Source organism: Kosmotoga pacifica (assembly GCF_001027025.1).
Taxonomy (GTDB): Bacteria; Thermotogota; Thermotogae; order Petrotogales; family Kosmotogaceae; genus Kosmotoga_B; species Kosmotoga_B pacifica.
This window is the reverse complement of record NZ_CP011232.1, coordinates 1,075,818-1,098,812: the sequence shown is the minus strand read 5'-3', so window position 1 is coordinate 1,098,812 and position 22,995 is coordinate 1,075,818. Positions and strand designations below refer to the sequence as shown.

General features: G+C 43.2%; 24 protein-coding genes and 2 tRNA genes. 25 read left to right on the top strand and 1 reads right to left on the bottom strand.

The genetic code is table 11. The annotated features are described in order from the left end of the window. Positions 1–37 precede the first annotated feature (37 nt). The 23 genes from IX53_RS05155 to IX53_RS05045 all read left to right on the top strand — a co-directional run bounded on the left by IX53_RS05155 (position 38) and on the right by IX53_RS05045 (position 21,721). Entirely contained in the window at positions 38–325 is a 288-nt protein-coding gene (locus tag IX53_RS05155; protein ID WP_218916043.1) for a hypothetical protein, read from the top strand. Further along, positions 322–1,803: a bifunctional UDP-sugar hydrolase/5'-nucleotidase gene (locus IX53_RS05150; RefSeq protein WP_047754437.1), complete on the top strand. Its 1,482-nt coding sequence runs from the start codon at positions 322–324 to the stop codon at positions 1,801–1,803. The genes IX53_RS05155 and IX53_RS05150 overlap by 4 nt, the downstream gene beginning before the upstream one ends. A gap of 66 nt (positions 1,804–1,869) precedes the next feature. Beyond that, the gene (locus IX53_RS05145; RefSeq protein ID WP_047754436.1) at positions 1,870–2,751 is read left to right on the top strand and encodes a LipS2 family lipoyl synthase; all 882 of its coding nucleotides are present in this window, start codon (positions 1,870–1,872) and stop codon (positions 2,749–2,751) included. A gap of 33 nt (positions 2,752–2,784) precedes the next feature. Further along, positions 2,785–4,110, top strand: coding sequence for an electron transport complex subunit RsxC (gene rsxC, locus IX53_RS05140; RefSeq protein ID WP_047754435.1), 1,326 nt, complete (start codon positions 2,785–2,787; stop codon positions 4,108–4,110). Then, on the top strand, positions 4,110–5,051 hold the full coding sequence (locus tag IX53_RS05135; RefSeq protein WP_047755463.1) for an RnfABCDGE type electron transport complex subunit D: 942 nt from the start codon (positions 4,110–4,112) through the stop codon (positions 5,049–5,051). Before rsxC ends, IX53_RS05135 begins: the two co-directional genes overlap by 1 nt. Further along, positions 5,044–5,760, top strand: a complete 717-nt coding sequence (locus IX53_RS05130; RefSeq protein WP_047754434.1) for an RnfABCDGE type electron transport complex subunit G — start codon at positions 5,044–5,046, stop codon at positions 5,758–5,760. Before IX53_RS05135 ends, IX53_RS05130 begins: the two co-directional genes overlap by 8 nt. After that, on the top strand, positions 5,760–6,377 hold the full coding sequence (gene rsxE / locus IX53_RS05125; protein WP_047754433.1) for an electron transport complex subunit RsxE: 618 nt from the start codon (positions 5,760–5,762) through the stop codon (positions 6,375–6,377). Before IX53_RS05130 ends, rsxE begins: the two co-directional genes overlap by 1 nt. 13 nt (positions 6,378–6,390) lie before the next feature. Then, a complete protein-coding gene (gene rsxA, locus IX53_RS05120; protein WP_047754432.1) occupies positions 6,391–6,978 on the top strand; it encodes an electron transport complex subunit RsxA in 588 nt (195 codons plus the stop codon). 10 nt (positions 6,979–6,988) lie between these two features. Next, complete coding sequence (locus IX53_RS05115; RefSeq protein ID WP_047754431.1) at positions 6,989–7,681, top strand: (Fe-S)-binding protein; 693 nt, start codon at positions 6,989–6,991, stop codon at positions 7,679–7,681. Positions 7,682–7,683: 2 nt separating this feature from the next. After that, positions 7,684–8,808 carry a 1-deoxy-D-xylulose-5-phosphate reductoisomerase gene (gene dxr / locus IX53_RS05110; protein WP_245612678.1) on the top strand — a complete coding sequence of 375 codons (1,125 nt, stop codon included), beginning with the start codon at positions 7,684–7,686 and terminating at the stop codon, positions 8,806–8,808. Continuing rightward, a complete protein-coding gene (locus tag IX53_RS05105) occupies positions 8,805–10,325 on the top strand; it encodes a site-2 protease family protein (protein WP_047754429.1) in 1,521 nt (506 codons plus the stop codon). Before dxr ends, IX53_RS05105 begins: the two co-directional genes overlap by 4 nt. A gap of 1 nt (position 10,326) precedes the next feature. Continuing rightward, entirely contained in the window at positions 10,327–11,370 is a 1,044-nt protein-coding gene (gene ispG / locus IX53_RS05100) for a flavodoxin-dependent (E)-4-hydroxy-3-methylbut-2-enyl-diphosphate synthase (protein ID WP_047754428.1), read from the top strand. Positions 11,371–11,374: 4 nt separating this feature from the next. Then, the gene (locus IX53_RS05095; protein WP_047754427.1) at positions 11,375–12,310 is read left to right on the top strand and encodes an L-lactate dehydrogenase; all 936 of its coding nucleotides are present in this window, start codon (positions 11,375–11,377) and stop codon (positions 12,308–12,310) included. Positions 12,311–12,325: 15 nt separating this feature from the next. Continuing rightward, entirely contained in the window at positions 12,326–13,405 is a 1,080-nt protein-coding gene (locus IX53_RS05090) for a DUF4384 domain-containing protein (RefSeq protein WP_047754426.1), read from the top strand. A gap of 201 nt (positions 13,406–13,606) precedes the next feature. After that, complete coding sequence (locus tag IX53_RS05085; protein WP_245612769.1) at positions 13,607–14,503, top strand: DMT family transporter; 897 nt, start codon at positions 13,607–13,609, stop codon at positions 14,501–14,503. Next, on the top strand, positions 14,496–15,161 hold the full coding sequence (locus IX53_RS05080) for a response regulator transcription factor (protein ID WP_047754424.1): 666 nt from the start codon (positions 14,496–14,498) through the stop codon (positions 15,159–15,161). The genes IX53_RS05085 and IX53_RS05080 overlap by 8 nt, the downstream gene beginning before the upstream one ends. Continuing rightward, positions 15,148–16,479, top strand: coding sequence for a sensor histidine kinase (locus tag IX53_RS05075; RefSeq protein WP_053001195.1), 1,332 nt, complete (start codon positions 15,148–15,150; stop codon positions 16,477–16,479). Before IX53_RS05080 ends, IX53_RS05075 begins: the two co-directional genes overlap by 14 nt. Next, positions 16,454–17,977: a 1-acyl-sn-glycerol-3-phosphate acyltransferase gene (locus IX53_RS05070; RefSeq protein ID WP_047754423.1), complete on the top strand. Its 1,524-nt coding sequence runs from the start codon at positions 16,454–16,456 to the stop codon at positions 17,975–17,977. The genes IX53_RS05075 and IX53_RS05070 overlap by 26 nt, the downstream gene beginning before the upstream one ends. Before the next feature lie 143 nt (positions 17,978–18,120). Next, positions 18,121–19,119: a coenzyme F420-0:L-glutamate ligase gene (locus IX53_RS05065; protein WP_047754422.1), complete on the top strand. Its 999-nt coding sequence runs from the start codon at positions 18,121–18,123 to the stop codon at positions 19,117–19,119. A 56-nt stretch (positions 19,120–19,175) separates the two neighbouring features. After that, positions 19,176–19,252 (top strand) — tRNA-Cys (locus IX53_RS05060). A gap of 229 nt (positions 19,253–19,481) precedes the next feature. Continuing rightward, entirely contained in the window at positions 19,482–20,249 is a 768-nt protein-coding gene (locus IX53_RS05055) for an ABC transporter permease (RefSeq protein ID WP_047754421.1), read from the top strand. A 14-nt stretch (positions 20,250–20,263) separates the two neighbouring features. Continuing rightward, on the top strand, positions 20,264–21,205 hold the full coding sequence (locus tag IX53_RS05050) for an ABC transporter ATP-binding protein (RefSeq protein ID WP_047754420.1): 942 nt from the start codon (positions 20,264–20,266) through the stop codon (positions 21,203–21,205). Beyond that, positions 21,206–21,721 carry a nucleoside-triphosphatase gene (locus IX53_RS05045; protein ID WP_047754419.1) on the top strand — a complete coding sequence of 172 codons (516 nt, stop codon included), beginning with the start codon at positions 21,206–21,208 and terminating at the stop codon, positions 21,719–21,721. It abuts the gene before it with no gap. Positions 21,722–21,737: 16 nt separating this feature from the next. Here the strand turns inward: IX53_RS05045 and IX53_RS05040 are convergent, their stop codons facing one another. Further along, complete coding sequence (locus IX53_RS05040; RefSeq protein ID WP_047754418.1) at positions 21,738–22,463, bottom strand: S-layer homology domain-containing protein; 726 nt, start codon at positions 22,461–22,463, stop codon at positions 21,738–21,740. A 79-nt stretch (positions 22,464–22,542) separates the two neighbouring features. On the opposite strand from IX53_RS05040, the gene IX53_RS05035 reads away from it, so the two are divergent. Both IX53_RS05035 and IX53_RS05030 read left to right on the top strand, forming a co-directional pair. Then, the gene (locus IX53_RS05035; RefSeq protein ID WP_156173110.1) at positions 22,543–22,836 is read left to right on the top strand and encodes a cyclase family protein; all 294 of its coding nucleotides are present in this window, start codon (positions 22,543–22,545) and stop codon (positions 22,834–22,836) included. A gap of 84 nt (positions 22,837–22,920) precedes the next feature. Beyond that, positions 22,921–22,994: transfer RNA gene (locus IX53_RS05030), tRNA-Gln, on the top strand. Position 22,995: the final 1 nt, after the last annotated feature.

The following is a 22,995-nucleotide window of genomic DNA, read 5'->3' as shown; positions in this document are numbered from 1 at the left end:
GACCGTATGGTTGCTGATTGGATTATTCGTAGCTTCCGTGTCTATTCTCGGATTCGTTGAAATCTCATATCTTGAGGTTTCAGTCGAAAAACAGTTGATCGATTCACTACATCTTTTCCTCGATACCAGGTCTTTCACACGTTTACCGAACGTTCCTACAAGGTGTATAATTACTGAGGAAGAACGCGACCTGGAGCTTGGAAAAGGTAGCATTGCAAAAGTCATTGAAGCGACAGTAACATCAGGAAATATAAATCTGAAGATTGAATTCATAGACAATATCATTCCACAATCCAATTCCAAGAAAGGGGGAAGTAAGAAATGAAGAAACTGCTTGTATTTCTTGTTGTTGTACTTCTTTCTGTTTTCGTGCTGGCAGAGAAACTTACCATTCTCCATGTGAACGATACTCACGGACACGCCTGGACATTCAGCGAGTACAAGAACCCCGATATCGGTGGATTTGCACTTATTGCTACCCTTGTGAACAAGTTCAGAGTCGAAAACCCCGACACCCTTTTCCTGCATGCTGGTGATCTGAATACAGGAGTGCCGGAATCTGATCTTGTGGATGCTGCCCCAGATATAGTGGCCCTCAATCTGATGAAGCTCGATGCCATGGTGCTCGGAAATCACGAGTTCGATAATCCGCCTGAAGTCCTCTCAAAGCAGATGAAGTGGGCACATTTTCCGTTCCTTAGCGCGAATATATACAAGGATGGCAAACCCGCCTTCACACAATATATCATTAAAGAAGTCGGAGATTTGAAAGTCGCTATCGTTGGCTTTACCGCCGAGGAAACAGAAATCCTCGAAGCTCTCTATGCGCAGGATTACGAATGGCGAAGCGTTGTTGATGTGGCGAAGGAACTCATTCCAGAGCTCAAAAAACAGGCAGACGTGGTTATCGCCCTCGTGCATCTGGGTGACGCAACTCCCATTAAGGGTGTTAATTCCCATGAACTTGCTGAACAGGTCGATGGAATCGATATCATCGTCGATGGTCATAGCCATACCCTGTATGAGAAACCTGAAGTCATCAACGGAACCCTCATTGTTTCTGCTGGTGAATGGGGCAAATACCTCGGAAAACTTGATGTAGAGGTCGAAAGTGGCTCAATAACCTTTGTCAGTTACAAGACTATTCCAATAAAACTCGCCGACATAACACCCGACTTCGCTGTTGCCACGGTCCTCGACTACTTCAAAGAACTCGGTAACGAAAAACTTGACACAGTCATAGGTGAAACGAAGATACTCCTCGAAGGTACCAGAAATATAATCAGAAACCAGGATACAAACCTTGGACATCTCGTAGCGGATGCCATGGTGTGGAAAACAGGAGCCGATATCGCCATCACAAACGCTGGTGGTATCAGGGCATCGATAAACCCCGGTCCGATTACTTACAGGCACGTGCTTACTGTTCTGCCCTTTGGAAATACTTTATATCTTGCGAAGATCACCGGTGAACAACTTATGAAAGTCCTCGAATATACAGCGACCATTCCAGCAGGTAAAGGTGCCAGACCACAGGTATCAGGCCTCAGCTACAAGATTGAGAACGGTGAAATCAGAGACGTCCTCATCAATGGAGAACCGCTTGATCCTGAAAAAGTCTATACCCTCGTTACCAACAACTATATGGCTGCTGGTGGTGACGGTTACTCCATGTTGAAAGAGCTTGAAGGTTACGACACCGGTTTCGTTCTCGCCGATGTGGTAATGAACTACATATCTGAGATCAGTCCTATCACTGAGTACGATGAAACACCAAGGGTAATAAAAGTTCAAACAGAATAAAAGGTAAGAACTGAACGCTGTAATATAATAGGGGCGCAAGCCCCTATTATATTTGGAGGGATTTTTTTGCAGATAAGGCTTTCAGCCGGGACAGCGGCAAAACTCGGTCTTAGGAAGTTTAAATTCGATATACCTATGCCTACAGCGTACTTTATGGTTGGAGAACGTTGTGTATTCAACTGCCTGTACTGCGCACAGGCGAGAGATTCCAGGGCGGATATCTCCAGATTATCCAGAATCGTATGGCCCGGGTACGAACTATCGGACGTTATGGAGGCGATTGGAAGGCATAATCCGTTTTCCAGATTTTGCATACAGACCGTCTCCAGTCCAGGATACAGAGAGGTACTTCAGGCTTTGATTGAAGAATTATCAGGACTGGGACTTCCCATTTCCCTTTCCGTCAGACCTCTAGATATGAAAGAAGTCAGAGAATATTTTTCTCGTGGAATTGAGAGGATTGGAATAGCCGTGGATGTTGTTACTCCCGATCTCTTCAAAAAATACAGAGGGGGGAATTTTGAAAATCATATTGAACTACTTTTCAAAGCAGCTCAGGAATTCAAAGGCAGGATAACGACCCACGTGATCGTGGGGTTAGGAGAAACGGAAAAAGACGTGATAGACTTTATATATCAGTGCCGTATCAGAAATATAGAAGTAGGGCTTTTTTCCTTTACTCCTGTAAAAGGAACAGGGTTGGAAAACTTACCACAACCTGATATAAGAACATATCGAGAAGTACAGATTGCCAGATATCTATTGAAAAAGAACCCGAGATATTACGAAGGTTTTCTATACGATAGAAAAGGAAAACTTTTGAGCTTTGGAATAGATATTACTTCTATAAATATTGATGAAGCCTTTAGAACCTCTGGATGTCCGGGATGTACCAGACCATTCTATAACGAGAGACCAGGCAAAGAGATCTACAATTTTTTTATGTGACGTAATAGATTTCTTTCAGTGAGGTGGTAAGGAGTGGGACTCTTAACGTTCAGAGGGGGTGTACACCCTCCTGAAAAGAAGGAACTTTCGGAGCACAGCGCTCTAACAAATGCTCCTTTACCAGAGGTTGTTTATGTTTTTCTGGCAAACCATGCCGGTGTGCCTGCAAAACCTCTGGTCGAACCAGGCCAACATGTGCTGACGGGGCAGAAAATTGGAGAAGCAGCCGGATTCATCTCAGCAAATCTTCATTCACCTGTGACAGGTGTAGTAAAAGGAATTGAGAAAATTTACCATCCTGTCCTTGGGAAGCCCGACAGCGCGATTGTTATCGAACGAGAAGGTGAAGATACCTGGCAATTGCTTGAACCTAGAAAGCCTTATGAAGAATTTGAGCCCCAAGAAATCGTGGAAAGGATCAAAGAGGCCGGGATCGTGGGTCTTGGTGGAGCGATGTTTCCCACGAATGTAAAACTATCCCCGCCAAAGGAAAAGAAAATCGATCTCCTCATTATCAACGGAGCCGAGTGTGAGCCTTACCTGACAGTGGACTACCGTATGATGCTCGAAAAGTCACAAGAAATCGTCAGAGGCGTGCTCGCTTTGATAAAAGCCCTTGGTGTCAAGAAAGCGATAATCGGCATTGAAAACAACAAACCGAAAGCAATTGAGGAGATAAAGAAAGCAACAAAAGGAACAGGAATTGAGGTAGCCACCCTAAAGACAAAATATCCGCAGGGAGCTGAGAAACAGCTCATTTACGCTATAACAAAACGTGTTGTTCCTTCGGGTGGATTGCCTATGGATGTTGGAGTTGTAGTCCAGAATGTGGGTACAGCTTTCGCAGTATACGAAGCCCTAGAAGAGGGCAAACCCCTTATCGAGAGGGCAATTACTGTTACTGGTGAGGCTGTTCGAGAACCAATCAATGTTATAGCGAGGATTGGTACGCTTGCCAGCAAGCTAATTGAACTCACCGGTGGCATAAAAGAAGATGAGGTTGACCGCGTGATATTTGGTGGTCCCATGATGGGCACCGCAGTTCCACGTGTTGACATCCCCATAGTAAAGGGAACTTCTGGTATCACAGTAATGTCCAAAGAAGTAGCGCCATCTAGAGAAAGTTATCCCTGTATAAGATGTGGTAGTTGTGTGAAGGCCTGTCCGATGTATCTTCAGCCCTTTGTCTTGAATCTGTATGCCACAAACAGGCTTTATGATAAAGCTGTTGAGAACGGTCTCATGGACTGTATGGAATGTGGAAGTTGTTCTTATGCCTGCCCGGCAAACATTGAACTCGTCAAAAACTTCAAACTCGCAAAGAAAGTGTACAGGACCCTCAAAGGGGGGAAGAGATGATGAAGCTGACAGTAGCAGCTGCTCCACACCTTAGATCTGGAGATGACGTTAGAAAAGTAATGATTGATGTTTTGATTGCCCTTATACCCGCTTCTGTCGCTGCTGTAGTCTTGTTTGGGATGAAAGCATTGCTGTTAATTATAATTTCTATGGTATCAGCAGAGCTTATAGAGCTCTTCATCATGAGGGTACTCCGGCAGAGGAAAGATTTCAAACCCGATTTCAGTGCTTCGGTAACCGGGTTGTTGCTTGCACTCAACCTTTCCCTTGCTGTTAGCTGGTGGCAGGCGGTTATCGGTGTTTTGGTGGCCATCGGGATAGCGAAACATATCTTTGGAGGACTTGGAAAGAACTTCTGGAACCCTGCTCTTATCGGTCGTGTGTTCCTTTTGATGTCTTTCCCCGTTCAAATGACGACGTGGTTCAAACCATTTGACCTCGAAACGACAGCAACTCCTATGGCAATACTAAAAGAGGGTAGTGGGACTCTCCCGCCTGTAAAAGACCTGTTCTTTGGTACGATCCCGGGGTCACTAGGTGAAGTCAGCGCTCTATTGCTAATCATAGGTTTTGTTTATCTGGTCCTAAGGGGTCGTATCAAGCTGTTCATTCCTCTCAGCTATCTAGGCAGTGTTGCGCTGATCTCGTGGATTTTCTATTCAGTGAATTCGAGTTATGGAAGCCCTCTCTACCACCTTCTGGGGGGCGGTCTTATGCTTGGTGCACTTTTCATGGCGACAGATATGGTCACCAGTCCCATGTCACCTCTCGGGCAGTTGATTTTCGGAACAGGCTGTGGCTTTATAACGATGATAATAAGGTACTTCGGAGGTTATCCCGAGGGAGTCTCTTTTTCCATTCTCATTATGAACTCCTTCGTACCGCTCATTGATATGGCCACGAGACCCAAGAGGTTCGGAGAGGTGAGGAGCAATGCGTGAATATCTGAAGACAGGTATTGTTTTGATGGTAATTACAACTATAGCGGGTCTCGGACTTGCGCTGGTTTATAATCTCGTGAAGGAACCTATTGAGAAGGCCGAGCTGGCTGCAAAGATAGATGCCATACGTTTTGTTTTGACCGATTCCTCTACCGGAAAGCTTCTCGTCCCTGAAAATCAGATTCCAAAAGACGGGAAGGAACTCGCGCGTTACGAATGGATTCCGATGTCTGTTGAAGAGGGCATCATGTATTCTTCTCCTATCTGGAAGGGAAAAGTACAATCGCCCGCTTACATATTTGAAGGAGAGAACGGAAGAAATATCTACGTGTTAACAGGTCAAGCAGTGGGGTATGGCGGAAATGTGGTTAGTGTCGCTTCTTTCCTTTCAACACCTGACGGACTCAAATTAAATGCGATAAAGGTCATGGAATACTCACAGGAGACCCCAGGGCTCGGTGCCAATATAGCCCAGGAGGACATTCAAAGACGTTTTTATCCTGTGGCCCCAACAGGGCTGGAAAAAGGACTCAAAGTGAACAAAGATGCTGGAATTATTGTACCCCCTGACAAACTCCAGCAGGCACGGGATACCTCAGGTGTAGTGCAGACAAGTGATGTGATGACCGGTGCTACAATCACACCACGCGCAGTGGTCAATTCTATAAACACGATGTACGAGTTCTTGAAAAAGGCAGGTGTTGAATAATGGCCGCCAAGAGCGTTAAGACCTTCACTAATGGTTTTATTGCACAAAACCCGACTTTCGTTCAAGTTCTTGGAATGTGTCCAACTCTTGCAACCACCACGAGTGCAGTGAACGGTCTCGGGATGGGATTGGCTACAACCAGCGTACTCGTTATGTCAAACGTGGTAGTGTCTTTGATAAGAAAGTTCATTCCCGATAAGGTGAGGATTCCGGCTTATATAGTTATCATAGCTTCTTTTGTGACGGTCGTTGATCTACTAATGCATGGATTTACTTATGAGCTCTGGAAAACTCTGGGGCTTTTTATTCCGCTTATTGTCGTTAACTGTATTATCCTTGGCCGTGCTGAGTCTTTTGCCTCAAAGAATAGCGTGGGTTTGTCATTCCTGGATGGTCTCGGAATGGGGCTTGGCTTTACAGGATCGCTGGTTCTTCTGGGTATAGTAAGGGAATTCCTGGGAAACGGAACAATCTTTGGATTGCATCTTTCCGATGTGAAGATGTTTGCGATGATCCTTCCACCGGGAGCCTACATCGCCCTTGGAGTAATGGCCGGGATGTTCAACTACATAGGAATCAGGAGAGCCAAGGCAGCGAAGGCTAAGGCCGCGAAATGAGGGGGAGATCTGAATGACAGAAGGAACAAAACTATTTTTCATATTTCTTTCCGCGTTGCTTGTGAATAATTTTGTGCTTTCAAGATTTTTGGGAATATGTCCCTTTCTTGGCGTTTCAAAAAAGGTCGATACTGCTGTTGGCATGAGCTTGGCGGTTATCTTCGTCATGGTGATGGCTTCAATTATTACATGGTTGTTGAACCTATTGTTGATCGCTTTGGGGCTTCCTTTCCTTACGACGATTGTCTTTATCTTGATAATCGCTGTGCTGGTTCAGTTTGTTGAAATAGTCCTCAAGAAGACCAGTCCGGGTCTGTATGAAGCTCTCGGGATATTCCTGCCCCTTATAACGACAAATTGTGCAATCCTCGGGCTCGCGTTGTTGAACGTGCAGCAAGAATTAAGCCTTATCGAAACCATCATCCATGCTGTTGGCGCAGGTCTTGGCTTTGCGCTCGCTCTTATAATTTTCTCTACTATAAGAGAAAAGATGGAACTCTACGATGTCCCAGAATCCTTCAAAGGAACTGCCAGTGCGCTGGTATCAGCCGGGCTCCTATCCATGGCTTTTATGGGATTCCAGGGCCTCGTAAAACTGTGAGGTGAGAGCAGTGGTAGTATTATATTCAGCGGTGCTTCTGGGAATTCTCGGGCTCGCCTCGGGCCTGTTTCTTGCTTTTACAGCTTCCAAATTCGCAGTTAAGGAAGACCCGCGGGTCAAACTGGCGGAGGTAGCCCTTCCGGGTATCAATTGTGGTGCCTGTGGATTTCCTGGCTGCTCCGGTTTCGCCAAGGCCTATGTCGAAGGGAAAGTGCAAAAAGAAGGCTGTATTCCCGGTAAACGCTCAGGAGTGCCTGAAAAGCTCGAAGCAATAATGAAGACATCCCAAGAGAAAATCCTTGCCGTCTGGGAAGAAAGCGGAGAAGATGCGGAAAAGGCTTTGGAAAAGCTCCTGTCCTCTTCTGGGGCTCCTCAGAAACCGGCATCAAAGAAACCAACACGTCCAAGTCCTGAAGAAGTGGCTAAATATAAAGGGATGCTTAAAGACAACGATAAGGCTCAGCTCATTTACGGGGCACTACCAAATATAGACTGTGGACTTTGCGGTCATCCTGGTTGCGCTGCTTTCGCGCTAAAAGTGGCTGCTGGTGAAGAAAAGCCCGAAAAATGTGTTCCGGGAATGCGACAAAATATTCCGGATAAAATTATTAAAATCGAAAAAATGTCTCCTGAGGAAGTGAAGAAACTTCTCAATGAAACCACCGGTGATCCAAAACAGATCAAAGAGAAGCTCGGAGGATGACCTTGAAAAGGCTGGCAATCATAGGTTCAACGGGTTCAATAGGCAGACAAACCCTTGAAGTGGTGAATGATCTAAGAGATTATAAAGTTGTGGCTCTCTCCTGTGGCCACAACTTTTCTCTTTTCAGAAAACAACTTATGAAATTCAAACCTGACTATGCCGCAACTCTGGGGGATGCCGTCTATTTAAGAGAAGAGTTCCCCGAAACGATTTTTTTCTTTGGCGCGGATGGTATTGAAGAAATGCTGGAAGCAGCCATGCCGGACGCCGTTGTCAACGGGGCATCAGGGGCTGTTGGACTCAGATACAGCCTGAAAGCGATAGAAACTTCAAAGCGACTCTGCCTTGCCAACAAGGAATCGCTGGTATGTGGCGGAAAACTCTTGATAGAAAAAGCTGTTCAGAGAGGTGTCGAAATCATCCCCGTTGACAGTGAGCACAGCGGCATATTTCAATTGATGATTGGCGACAGTAGACCTGAAAAGATATTCATTACGGCCTCAGGTGGCGCTCTACGCGATTACCCGTTGGAACAAATAGAAGAAGCTACCCTCGAAGAAGTACTCAAGCACCCGACCTGGTCCATGGGAAAACGAATCACGATAGACAGCGCAACGATGGTCAACAAAGGTCTTGAGGTTATAGAAGCCCATTATCTATTTAATTATGAAGAGAAAGACATATTGACATACATTTGCAGGAACAGTCTTATTCACGGTGGTGCCATATACCGTGATGGAGTGATCAAATTGCATGTGGGAGAAGCCGATATGAAAATACCGATAGCTTACTCTTTAAGTTATCCTGTGAGAACGTACAGTTCTCCTCACATAAAATTGGATAGGTTAACACTCTCTCTCGAAGAGATCGATTATCGAAGGTATCCGGCTCTGAAATTGGCGCGAGAGATTACAGGTGTTCCTTCAAAGCAGATTGCGTACAACGCAGCAGACGAAGTAGCAGTCAAATACTTTGAAAAAGGAGCGATAAAATTCGGTGACATATTCAGGATTATTTACAGGGTAGTGGAAAAAGTATTCGAAGCGAGTCCCCATAATTTTGACGAAGTTCTCGAAATAGATAGATTTTCAAGGAAGCTTGCAGAAAGGGAGGTAATAGAGCTGTGATTGCCCTTTATTTTATAGCGATATTTACCGGCGTTGTTGTAGCGCACGAACTGGGGCACTATATCTTTGCAAGATTCTTCGGGGTCAGAATCCTCGAATTCGCCATAGGTTTTGGTCCCAAATTGTTTTCAATAAAAGGCAAGGAAACCACCTTCAGTATTAGATTGATCCCGCTGGGTGGATACGTTAAAATGGCCGGTGAAAACCTCGAGACTCTCGATGAACATGCGGAAGATATACCAAAGGAACAACTTTTTAATACCAAACCCTCATGGCAGCGGTTCCTGATAGCCTTTTCAGGTCCCCTGTTTTCAATTCTCGCGGGCTTTTTGATTTTTGCGATCGCCGGTGCTATCTGGGGTTTTCCGGAAGTCATCATTGAGAGAGTCCAACCAAATTCCCCGGCGTATTACGCTGGACTTCAGAGCGGAGACAGAATAGTCTCCATTAATGGTGGGACGGTTATAGAGAGTTCTACACTTTCGAGAAAGGTGAAAACCGGGCGGGCGCTCACCCTGGATATCGAAAGAAATGGTGAGCTCATTGAAGTTGATATCCAGCCCCGTCTTTTGCCTGAAGGAGCTGTATTCGTTCTGGGTGATGTAGAAGGAAGTCCCGGAAAGAAGCTGGTGAGTATCGATGGAGTGTTAGTTGATAACGGATACAGCGCCATCGCCCAATCTCTCCGACAGGGCGAGATTGTAGAGCTTGTATTTGAGGATGGAAAAAAGGTGCGCGCCACCATGGAATACCTTTCGCTCACTGAGCCATATTTTGCCCTTGGCATATACTACGCTTCATTTGAACCTGAATTCAACATAGATGCAAGGAACTTCAAAGCTGGCGACAGGATTGTGAGGATAAACGATTTTCCTGTTCGTGATGGTCTTGATTTCTCCTATCTGATTCAGAGCATATCGGCTGACCAATCAACGATGTACCTGTATTTCACTGGGAACATGCTCGAACAGGTGGTAACAGGCTTACCTGAAGACCTCGAGATAGAAGTGCTCAGAAATGGTCAGCTCGTTACCATACGTATGTCTAAGAGTGAGTTCATTTCAATCCTCGAAGAGCCAAATGTCTTCAAGCGAGGATTCGATTATTGGTATCCCGGGAATGTTTTCGAAGCCTTTTCCCTTGGAGTTAAATGGGCGACGGAATTGCTCAGAACTATGGTTGTAGTGATAAGTAACCTGTTCACGGGACAGGCTTCTTTGAGGGAATTCACAGGACCTGTTGGTATCGTAAAACTGGTAGGCGATGCTGCGAAAGCCGGAATCAAGATGGTGATATTGCTCGTTGGACTGATAACTCTGAACCTTGGGGTCATTAATCTCTTACCGCTCCCCGCCCTTGATGGAGGGCGGATGATACTGGCTCTTGTCGAAATGGTTATTAGAAGGCGTATCGATCCCAAAGTGGAGGCCTATATACAAACGATAGGATTCTTTATATTGATAGGAATAATTCTCTATATAACAGCCATCGATGTAGGACGTTTTTTGGGGCGATAGCATGAGCAGGATGGTAAGGATTGGAGACGTAATCATAGGTGGAGGAAACCCGATTGCCATACAATCCATGACGAATACCGATACTCGTAACATCAAGGACACAGTCAAACAAATCGCTGCACTTCATAAGGCGGGTTGCGATCTTGTGCGTGTTTCGATACCGGACACGGAAAGTCTAGATGCCTTTGCTGAAATTGTGAAAAACAGCTGTGTTCCGCTTATAGCTGATATTCATTTCGATTATCGTCTGGCAATCGGCGCGATAAAAAACGGAGCGTCCAAAGTAAGGATCAATCCAGGGAATATAGGTCAGCTGTGGAAAGTAAGGGAGATAGCCAAAGCTGCAAAAGATTATGGAATCCCCATAAGGGTGGGAGCGAACTCAGGTTCGATAAGGGAAGCGTTCAAAAATTATGACAACAGAGCGGTTGCCCTCGCTGAAAGTGCTCTCGAAGAGGTGAGAATTCTCGAATCAATGGAGTTTTATGACATCGTGATATCTGCTAAGTCATCATCGGTGAGGGAGACGATTGAAGCGAATAAGTATATATCTTCAAAGGTCGACTATCCTTTGCATATAGGTGTTACGGAAGCGGGGATTCTTGAGAGCGCGGTGATAAAATCTTCAATAGGTATCGGTACCCTTCTACTCGAAGGAATAGGCGATACGATAAGGGTCTCCATCGCCGGAGATCCACTGATGGAAGTGAGAATCGCGAGAAAGCTGCTAAAGACAATCGGACTCAGAAAAGGTGTTGAGGTTATAGCATGTCCAACCTGCATGAGAACCGAAATCGATGTGGAGACTCTTGCGCAGGAAGTGGAGAATTGGTTTGGCGATATCAATCAAGACCTGACCATAGCCGTCATGGGATGCGTTGTTAACGGCATCGGTGAAGGAAAGGATGCTGATGTCGGTATTGCCGGGACATCCGTTGGAGCGGTGATATTCTCAGAAGGTGAGATTGTTGAAAAGGTGGAAAAAGATCATCTGAAAGAAAGACTCTTTGAAAGAGTGAAGCAATATTTGAATAAAAGGGCGTGAGCACATGAAGATTTCTATAATTGGTGCAGGCATGGTGGGGGCATCAATTGCTTATGCCACGATGATGAAAGGCATAGCCGATGAGATTGCTCTGATCGACGTGAATATCAACCTTGCTGAAGGTCATGCACTGGACTTAAGCCATGGAAACCCTTATGTTAAACCGGTAAGAATCCTTGGCGGCGACTATTTCTTATCGAAGAATTCAGACATTGTGATCATTACAGCGGGCAGATCCCAGAAACCTGGAGAATCTCGTCTTCAATTAATAGAAAGTAATGCTGAATTGATGAAAAACATAGTCAAAAAAACGCTCTCTTATTCAAAATCCCCTTTGCTATTGATTGTCTCAAACCCCGTTGATGTCCTTACCTGGGTCGCCTGGAAGGTATCCGGACTTCCATCGCATCGAGTTATTGGCTCGGGTACAACCCTTGATACGGCAAGACTGCGACAAAACATAGCGCAACACTGCCATCTCGACCCGAGAAGTGTTCATGCCTATGTCATTGGCGAGCATGGGGACAGTGAGATCGTGAGCTGGTCAACAGCCAATGTGGGGGGTATTCCTCTGGAAACACTTTGTAGTGCGTGTACCGCCAGCTGTGAAGGTAGCGGGGTTTTCGAGAGAATATTTGAGGACACCAAAAACGCTGCATACAAGATCATTGAAAAAAAGGACGCAACATATTTTGGCATAGGTTTAGCAGTTGTAAGAATATTGGAAGCAATTATCGGAGATTCCCATTCTGTGCTGACTATATCCACTGTTCACAATGAATTTGAGGGTATCAAGGAGGTACCCTTCAGTGTGCCTTCAGTTCTTGGCAGGAATGGAGTGGAGCGGATACTGCCATTGAAACTCTCTGAAAAAGAGAGGGCTGGACTGATAAAATCGGCGCTAACTATTAGAAAAGCGATAGATACTATTTCGAAATGAACGGGGGAGTCAAGTATGAGGAAGTTACTTTTGGTTAGCTTTCTTACGTTTGTTCTTGTGAATATCTTTGGGTTTGTGGGTGTCCAGTACGACCCAGCAAATATAATAATTATTCCACCTGAGGGAGATATAAAGGCAACGCTGGAATTCGATAAACCAATGGGAAGTACTTACTATGCTGGTGAAGAGCTCAATATTAGCTTTAGTGTGAACACAGACGCCTATGTTGCGCTGCTGGACATTCTTCCTGATGGGAAGGTGCAGGTACTTTTTCCGAATAAGTATGATACGAACAACTTCGTCAATGCAAATGAAACTTATACTCTTCCTACCACCGACAGTTCGCTCAATTACCGCTTTATCGTTGATAATGTAGCCGGACGCGAAACTTTTCTGCTTATCGCTTCTAAAGATCCCATCTATTTTCTCGATCCAGTAATTATCAGATTTCATACCAGTGCCTTTCCATATCTTATGCGGGATGTATCAAGGATGAAAGACATTATCTTGAATTCCTTGAAGGGTTCCAATTGGACCATCGCCGGGTATTATATTCACTCAAACTACAGGCCTATGACTACAAGAGTAAACATCGTTTCGGACAGGGAAAATACAAAAGTGTTCATTGATGGCCTCTATGCTGGAATAGCGCCGGTGTTAATGAGAGAACTGGAATTTGGAACTCACAGCTTCTATCTTTTTAATGACAGAAGACTCGCTTATGGACCAGATTCACGTGAGGTAGAATTTAGAACTACGGAACTAAACTTCAAATTGTGGCCTACTTATCCGTTTGGTTATCTCGAAGTGCACTCTGATCCATCGGGTGCTTCTGTTTATGTTGATGGTGATTATTTTGGCACTACTCCTGTGAAGGATTTCGCTGAGATTGGTGACCACGACGTTAGAGTGTCAAAGTGGAAATACCATAGTGCTTCGCAAAATGTCAATATCGAAGAAGCTGAAACTACTTCGGTGACCTTCGTATTGAGTCAGAAATCCGAAGAAGAAGTGAAGAAGGACATCTACACAATAGTAGCTGTCGTAGGAATACTCGTGGCTCTTGTCGCAATCATCTTGATACTTAGCCAATAAAAAAGACGCCTTTTTCGCGTCTCTAAAAAATATTATACCACAAAAATTCAATTCTGTCAAATTTTGTGTATATAACAATTTATTAACCTCAATAACCCCCTGTTCTTGCCATGGTGGATTGAAGCGAAAGAAGAGAGTTTGTCAAAATTATATGAGTTTGCTTGTAAATTTTATCAATGTAAAATTCGGAGGTAGATACTCTTGAAAGCGAAGGCAACCTTTATGCTCTTGTTGGTGGTGCTTTTCTGGGGGCTCACCTTTCCAATGCAGAAAGCCATTCTCGTCGATGGACTTTCGCCGGTTTTTTACAATTCTCTGCGTTTTGCGATAGCATCTATATTGGTGATAATTTATGAAAAATTGCAAGGTAGGAAAGTCTTTCGATCCATCTTTAATGTGCAGGGGCTCGTTCTCGGATTATTTTTATCAGGAGGCTATCTGTTCCAAACGTGGGGACTCGTTCACACGACAGCTTCAAAAAGTGCTTTCATTACGGCGTTGTATGTTGGATTCGTGGCTGTTTTATCGCCATTGATAGAAAAGAAACTTCCTTCCCCTATAAAGGTCATTTCTTTACTCATCTCGATTACGGGACTTTACTTTTTGACCTCTCCTGAGAGCGGGATTCAATTTGGTGACCTGCTAACTCTCATCTGCTCATTGCTTTTTTCCCTCCATGTTATATACATTAGCGTATACACCTCGGAGAGTGATAATGAATTTGAAATGTTGCTGCCGCAATTGCTGGTTGTAACTCTGGTGAATGGCATCCTGATTCCTTTTGTCCCCGGGAAAATCATCCTGAATGGGGGTACGATCTTCACTGCAAGCTTCACAGCGATATTTGCCACCATTTTCGCTGTGGCCATTCAGCTCAGATATCAAAAACACATTGGTTCAATTGGTGCCTCCCTCGTCTATGTTGGAGAGCCCGCTTTTGCCCTTTTGTTTGCAATGATCTTTCTCGGCGAAATCGCTTCCGCGAGAGAGGCCCTTGGGCTCGTATTGATGGTATTTGGTATAATTACTGGAAGCCTATCAATAGTGGGGGTTAAAAGAAAAGAAATAGTGGAAAGTGGGTGTGATAGAGATGGATAGAAAGAGGTTGTTGCTGGTCGAAGATGACCCACACATAAGCCGATTTTTGAAGTTAGAACTTGAGCATAGTGGTTACGAAGTTCTCCAGGCTGTTACGGGCGACGAAGCCCTGGACGTACTTGAAAGAGAAAAACTCGATCTGGTGATTCTCGATGTGATGCTTCCAGGAATAGATGGATTCGGGGTTTTAAGATTTATCAGAGACGAAGTATCTGAGGAATTGCCCGTAATAATGTTAACGGCCCGGGGAGAAGTTAGCGACAGAGTAAAAGGGTTAAAGGGTGGTGCCGATGATTATGTGGTAAAGCCCTTTCACATTGAAGAACTGCTTGCCAGAATAGAAGCACTCCTTAGAAGGCAGAAGAGTGCCAGGAAACTTTCCCACGATGTTCTGGAGATGGATGTTGATAGAAGAGAAGTCGTAGTTTCTGGAAAAATTATAGAGCTTAGCAAAACAGAGTTCGAGCTCCTCAGAGTTTTGCTTGAAAACAAAGGCATCGTAATGTCCAAAGAAAAACTTTTAGAACTCGTCTGGGGAGCAGAAGACTGGGGAAACCCAAACGTTGTGGAAGTCTATGTGAACTATCTGAGAAAAAAACTGGGTGAACACGGGAAAATGATTCATACAGTGAGGGGTATCGGATATGTCATCAAATAAGAGAAAGTTCAGCCTGCCTCTTTCAGCTGTGCTGTCGTTTGGATTCATAACAATGCTCATTCTGGTAATGGCTTTCGTATTCGTTTTTGTGTATCGCGTGTCTACAACGATATTTATTAATAACTATTCCAAAGAGCTACTCAATTCTTATCATGTCTTCTCTTCAACCCCTCAACGTGGTATGGGACCAATGGGACCGATGGTGGCGAGAGCATTCAGAAATCAAAAATTTTACGAAAATATGTTCATCCAGATAGATGAAACAGTCGTTCAAAATTCTGATGAACTTAAACCCCAGGAATACCAAGAGGGCCCCAGAGTTGTCTATGAAAATGGAGGAACTTATCTCATATACGGGTTCATAGAAAGTGGGAAAAAGGTAATAATAGGCACGAGGATGTTCGAATATGAGATATTCCTAGATGCTCTCAAGAAGACACTGGTAATGGGAATATTCCTTTCTATAGCCCTCGCGTTGACCTTTGGGGTCATTATGGGGAGCAGGATAGCCAGACCACTGAAAGAAATTTCTAAAATTCTTCAAGCTACGGTCCTCTCCGATCTTTCAAAGAGAATCGAGGTTGAGTCAAGAACCAAGGAAATTTTGGAGCTGAAAGAGTCTTTGAACAGAGCCCTTGAGAGAATTGAAGACGCTTACAGGAGGCAGGAGCAGTTTTCTTCAGATGTGGCTCATGAAATCCGTTCTCCACTGACTTCGATCGTTGGTTTTTCAAGACTTATAACGCGCTGGGGTATAGAAGACCCGGAGATCGTGCTCGAAGCTGCCAAAAATATAACTGAAACCGCCGAGGGTATGATCACAATGACGGAGTCCCTTCTGTTCCTTGCAAAGCCCGATTTAAAGCCGGAGCTTAACCCTGTAAATCTTAAAAAAGCCCTTCAAGAGGTCTGCGATTTTCTCAAGCGCTCAGCGAGCATGGAGGTAACACTCAAACTGCCTGATATAATGGTGTTAACCGATGAAGAGCTTGTCAAGCTGGCATTTAAAATATTATTGGAAAACTCCCTGAAACACGCTCCTGGAAAACCTGTTGAAGTTTTCTGGGAAAGAAAAAGATCTGCTCTCGTCTTTCGCGACTATGGACCTGGCATACCAGAAAAGGAGAAGGAACGTATATTCCAGCGATTTTATAAAGTGGATTCTTCCAGAGCCAGTTCTGGGTATGGTCTTGGACTTTCGATATTCAAGAAGATTATTGATACCTTGGGACTGAAAGTAAGTGTGGAAACACCGGAATCAGGAGGTACGATGTTCCTTTTGGAGGGATGGAATGAGATTAATCCTCAGCATAATTGAAACGATCATTTTCTGGCTGGTGATACCGTTAATCATCATTTCTTTTGGCACAGAGTCAACAACGGTTACCCACGCTGTTAGTTGGACCGTTGCGATTTTCGGTGTTATTCTGGTAGTTTATTCGATTCTCGCGATGCTCTTTCACAGCGGTGGAATGCCATACTATTTTTATGGCCCTGAAAAACTCGTCATATCGGGACCATACAGGTTTGTAAGACACCCGATTTATTTGGGATACCTGCTCGTGCTCGCCGGGCTTGTGATGGCGTATTGGAGTCATGTTAACTTTTTTCTTTTTAGTGCGATTACCATTCTCGTAGTTCTCTATACATTTCTTTTTGAGGAAAAGAAGTTAAAGGAAAAACTTGATGGATACAAAGATTATGCGAAGAAAGTACCGGCTTTCATCCCGTTGCCGGGAAAGTTTATCCCTTTTGAATATACTCGTTGCGTTCCCTGGCAGTACATTTTTCTAAACCTACTAATGAAGTTTCTGGTTCAGTTCATTGTTTGGCCCAAAGTCCTGAACGGAAAGGTGCTGAAGTCGAGGGGGCCCTTTGTGCTGGCTATCCTTCACCAGACACATTATGATGGACCACTGATTTACTATGCCGTTACCAGATATTTCAGGTTCGTGAGCACTGCGCTTTACTTTGACAGGATACCGCTTATGTGGAAAGTAGGAATAATACCGGTGAAGAGATATACAGTGGACTTTGTGGCGATGAAGAGAATAATCGAGACGATAAGAAATGGATTCAGCATAGGAATAGCACCAGAAGCTGCACGAACGTGGGATGGCGAAAGGATCTGTATAAGAAAAGAGATATGGAAACTCCTGAGAAAATTGGATATTCCTGTTATACCTGTTAAATTTTATGGCATTCAGAGATTGTGGCCGAGGTGGTCTGACAAAATCAAGTTTGGCCGGGCTACCGTAGAATTCGGCGAGCCTGTTATTCCTGAAGATCCCCATTTCGAAGAGAAGATCAAAGATTTTCTTTCAAAGCCTGACCCGAGCTTCGAGCTTCCATACAGAGATTATAAAGGGATTGAAAAACTCCTCTGGAGATGCCCTGACTGCGGGACTATTGGTAGTGTAAAAAGTAAAAAACATTCTTTTTGGTGTTCGAATTGCGGAACAAAGTACGTCAAGCCAACTGTTAATGAGGTAATCGAGTTACATAAGAGGATAAGGCCCGATAAAATGCCAGTGAACTTTCCGATTGAAGATAATGTTATTTTGAATGGTAGAACCGTCCGTGGTACCCTGTATGAGAATAGGTTTGTACTCGGGGACCTTGTGGTGAATTATGATGAACTACGTACCTCTTCAATCGAGCGGAATGAAGAGAACATTTTCGGAACTTCTAAAGCTCTGATAAGATTTATACCGAAGATCTCTCCCTTGATGTGGAAGGAAATCGTGGACTATCAAGTCAGGTTCGTACTTGGAAGAGAAGATTTCCATACCTACTATTGGGATATTGAATGTTGAAAGTGATAAATATGCCAAAGAAGAAGCCAGTTTCTGGAAAAGATTAGGTTTCGTAATGGAATGCCATTGGAGATTCTCCATTCCAATGGAGAGTAGTTGATGGCATAATTTTTTTTAAATGCATATTGAGAGGAGGGATAAAGTTGGAGAGAGTTAATAAATTTTTAGAAGCAAAATCTGAAGAGGGCGAGCAAATTAGAGAAGTTAGGGTAATCCCTTTGACTTTAACAAATCCTGTTACTCCTGAATTTGCTTCCACAATGACCGCTGGTCAATTCTTTATTGAAGTGTTAAAGGAAAGAGGAATAAGTATAGAGAACAAAGATGTTCTTGTAGTGACCTCGAAACTAGTCTCTCTTTTTGATGGTAGAACGATTAAGTTGAAGGACGTAATTCCGTCGAGAAAGGCGAGAATCCTTGGGAAGTTCTTTCACAAAGATCCAAGAGAAGTTGAATTGATAATGCGCGAGGGTAAAGTGAAATTTGTGATTCCATTTAAGAAAATTGCAAAACACCCCATTCTCTGGAAAAAAATGTTGAAATTTTCTGCTGACCCCGAGGGTACACGTGAAGCCCTTGATATTTCAACATATGTATTTGTTGTCAGAAACCATGCCGCTTATCTTGATGATGCAGGGATAGATTTTTCAAACTCGCCATCAGAATACGTAACGCTTCTTCCCAAGGATCCGTGCAAAAGTGCCCAAAAGATAAGAGAGGAAATCAAACAACTCACTGGAAAAGATATTGCAGTTATTATAACAGACACTGTTTCTGAGTTAGGCAGGATGGGTTCTCAGGATATAGCTATTGGATATTCGGGCATTGACCCGATAACCCGGAAAAGTGGGAAGCGCGACCTTTTCGGAGAACCTCACCTTGGCGGAAATGATATGGTAATTGATTCATTGGCGGGAATGGCCGGGCTGGTCATGGGGCAAATGGACGAAAGCACCCCTGCTACGTTGATTAAAGGACTTCGCTATGATTCTGAAAAACCAGACAAAGATTACAAAGGTATGGAATTAGTTGATTACCCTCCCGGATTAACGGTTAGGTCCACCTTTCTGACATTTCTTACGACATTGTGGTTCTATATTGTGAATTTCTTTACGTTTCAACGCTGGCCGAGAAAGCGTTGATGTTAAGTAGGGTGGTTGAAAGAAGGAGTAAACACGTGTTAAAATAATCATGGTAAGGCGACGTAGCCAAGGGGTCTAAGGCGGAGGTCTGCAAAATCTCTATTCGAGGGTTCAAATCCCTCCGTCGCCTCCAATCAAAAGAGAGGGAAAGAACTTCCCTCTCTTTTTTTGTTTTAAATTATACTTCAGATTATTTTGGGGTTTATAAAAATTATAAATTTATATATAAACAATTTTGCTTATCCAAAAGAAAATCTTTCCTATTTTCATTTGTTTTGGAATAATTTTGGAAATATTTGCATTTGATATAAAAATTATGGTATTATATATGAGAAATTCTAAACAAGGAGTTGATATTTCGAATGTTAGTAGCTTTCTTTTCTAACTTCAAGAAGAATTTAATTGAATTCAAGAGATATTATTTCAACTCCATATCAGGTATCATTACTATCTTCGTTCTTTTCTACTTGATATTTTTTGGAGTTAAAGCTGTTGGTAGTAACTCACCAACATTCGGTGATACCATTGATGGGATTATAGTGGGTTATTTTATGTGGCTAATGTTTATTTTTTCTTTTCAAGGAGTTAGTTTTGGAATAATGGACGAAGCGCAAAGAGGAACCCTTGAACAGGTGTTTATGTCACCCATTCCCTTCGAATTTCAAATCTTTTCGAGGGTAGTTGCCGATTTCGTTTTTAACATCTGTATGATAATTCCTCTCATGTACCTTGCAGCCTTTACAACGAAAAGAAATTTGGGGTTTAATCTGCCTACACTGCTGTACTTGCTGATTATTGGGGTTATGGGTGCACTGGGAATCGGTTTGATTCTCGGGGGTATTGCATTGGTGTTTAAAAGAATATCCTCATTCATTCAGATTGTTACTTTCGGTTCATTGGCATTTACTATGATAGATGCGAAAAGCATACCTCTTAAATTCTTACCGATGTCTCAAACAGCATATTTAATGAGGCAAATGGCGATAAATAAGATGAATATGTTCGATTTCCCTTTTGTGGAACATCTCGTACTCTGGATTTCTTCATTTCTTTACTTGTTGGCAGGCATTCTCGCTTTCAAGGCTTTTAAGATCAGCACTATGAAAAGTGGCTCACTCAGCCAGTATTGAGCGGAGGTGCGAATATGAAAGCGCTTGAGGTTAGAGACTTAGTAAAAGTGTATATTAGGCGTAAGTCACGCGAAAAACTTGTCGCGGTGAATAATATATCCTTTGATGTAAGAAGAGGGGAAATATTTGCTTTACTTGGTCCCAATGGTGCGGGTAAAAGCACAACGATAAAGATGATCTGTGGTTTATTGAGACCTTCGAAAGGTAGTATTGAAATTTTTGGAAATGATATCCAGAAAGATAGAAAGAGCGCATTAAGACATATAAGTGCTGTTCTCGAAGGTAATAGAAATCTTTACTGGAGATTGACACCCTTAGAGAATATGGAATATTTTGCAGGAATCCGTGGTAAAATGCTCAAAAAGGCTGAGGCATTTGAAATACTTAAATGGTTGGGAATTGAGAACAAAGCTAATGATCTAGTTCAACAATTATCAAGGGGGATGCAACAAAAAACAGCACTAGCCGTTGCTCTTGCTTCAGATGCAAAGTTTCTCCTCCTGGACGAACCGACGTTGGGGTTGGATGTTAAATCATCCGTAGAGTTCAGAAAGATTTTAAGGTACCTCACTGAAGAATACGATAAAACGATTCTCTTATCAACTCATGATATGAACCTTGTTGAAGCTGTTGCAGACAGAGTCGCGATAATGAGTCAAGGGAAAATAATCATCAATGAAGACAAGGATAAGCTTTTGAGAGTTTTCAAAGCGCGGGGTTACAAAATAAGGATCTCACTGAACGGACGGAATCCAGAAGAATATGCAGCAGCACTCGAAGCCAGAGAATGGGACATCAAGGGTAATTATGCAGAATTCAAGCTTGACTTAACTTCTTCAGACAAACTTTTCAGTATTCTCGAGAAGCTAAAGATCTTAAGTGCCGAAATAGAGAGTATCGAACAGGAAACTGTTAACTTTGAGAAGATCTTCATGAAATATGTGGATGGTGAATAAATGAGCAGGTTTTTCATCACAGGAAGAAGAAATGCTGGGAAGAGCTATATTATAGAAAAAATCATTGAAAGTTTCGATTCCTATGGCTTTTTAACCAGGTTCTCGAAGGACAACAATACCCTTCTTCTGAAGCTTATTGGATATGGAAATAGCGAGAGTGAGAATTTTACCATTGCTAAAAGAAATGCTAATGGGAAGATGTACCCACTTAAAGATGGGTTCGAAAAAGCGACTTTGATGTTAAAGAAGATTGAGCCGGGTGGAAAACTATTGGTCATTGATGAACTTGGATTTTTAGAGCTTTGCTGTGAAGATTTTCGGAACGAGGTTGTAAGGCTCTTAAAAGGAGCTAATAAGTTCGTTTGTGTTATCAGAAAAGAAGGCAATTGCTTCCTGAATTCCCTGAAAAAGATGGAAGGGACCTCACTCATAATGGTGGATGAAAACAACAGGAGAAGAGTGCTGGAACTGCTTTTGAAAGAAATAAAAAAGCCAGGCTCTAAGCCCGGCTTTTAACTGGCTAACATCACAGTTAAGGCATGAAAAGTCCTATTGCGGCGATTATCCCCACGAGTAAAAGCGATATTGTATATATTCTTAATTGTGAATTCACGCTATCAAGATCTTTACTAATTTTGTTGAGTTCGCGGGAATTGCTCTCCACATTACTTTTGATTTCCTCAAGATTTGCTTTTTCCAAAGTGGCTTCCAATTTAGCGATCCTGTTTCCATATGCGGATAACTCAAGTGAAAGCTGTCCAACCCCTTCTTCTAGACTTTCCAGTTTTGATTCAATGACATCCAGCCTCTTTGAATACGCTTCGATGCTGCTATTGACTTCAGCTGCCCAAGGATTATATTCTTCTATGAAGCTGTTGAAAACTTCCTCAAGTTTTTGTGAAATCCTCATACTCAGCTCAGCTTCATCTGAAATATTCTTAAGGGAATTTGACAACTCATTCAAATTTTTTTCAATGGAAACCAGCCTTTCTGTGAGACTGTTAAAGCCGGTGACGAGAGGATTTTGGGATTCATCTACGTAATCGAGTAGCTTGTTAATCATAACGGCCATCTCAAAGCGTGTGACCGGATTATTACCTTCGAACTTTTCGGTGTTATAAACGGCTGTAAATATCCCATTATCGAGGGCTTTCTTAATTGCATCGTAGTATGGATTGTCGATAGAAATATCACTGTAAAGAGCGAAAGCAACTCCGAAAGTGAGCAAAATGGCCAGCAGCGCAAAAGTTCTTCTCATCTTCATCCCCCCTTAAGAATCTCTTTTCTATTATACATCTTTGATTTTTAAGAACAAAATCAGATGTTATCATGTCAGTATGAGAGTAATGGACTTGACTCACCCAACGGTATATCTTGAAGAGGAGGGTGATTCCCTTCAATTTCCAGGTGTTTCCGCCGAATGCGCTCAATGGTTGATTGCAAGGAGAAAAATTGCTGAAATTGGTATCAATCTCCATGGTGTGGACGGAGGCAAAAGCGAAGAGTTCTTTACTGGCAAACTACTTGTCCGCGCTGGCGCCTTTCATCTGGAGAACCTCAACAACCTGGATGCTGTATCAGAGATGTTTTTGCTTCTCGGGGTTTTGTTAAGATTCAGGAGGACCTGCTAGAGTTTTTGGACTCCTTCTTTAATGGGACACGTCTTATAGCTACCTTGACATATTAGGGATTCTATCTTATAATTTATCTGTCTTTGGGAGGTCGTCTAATGGTAGGACAGCGGACTCTGGATCCGCCGGTGGAGGTTCGAGTCCTCCCCTCCCAGCCAA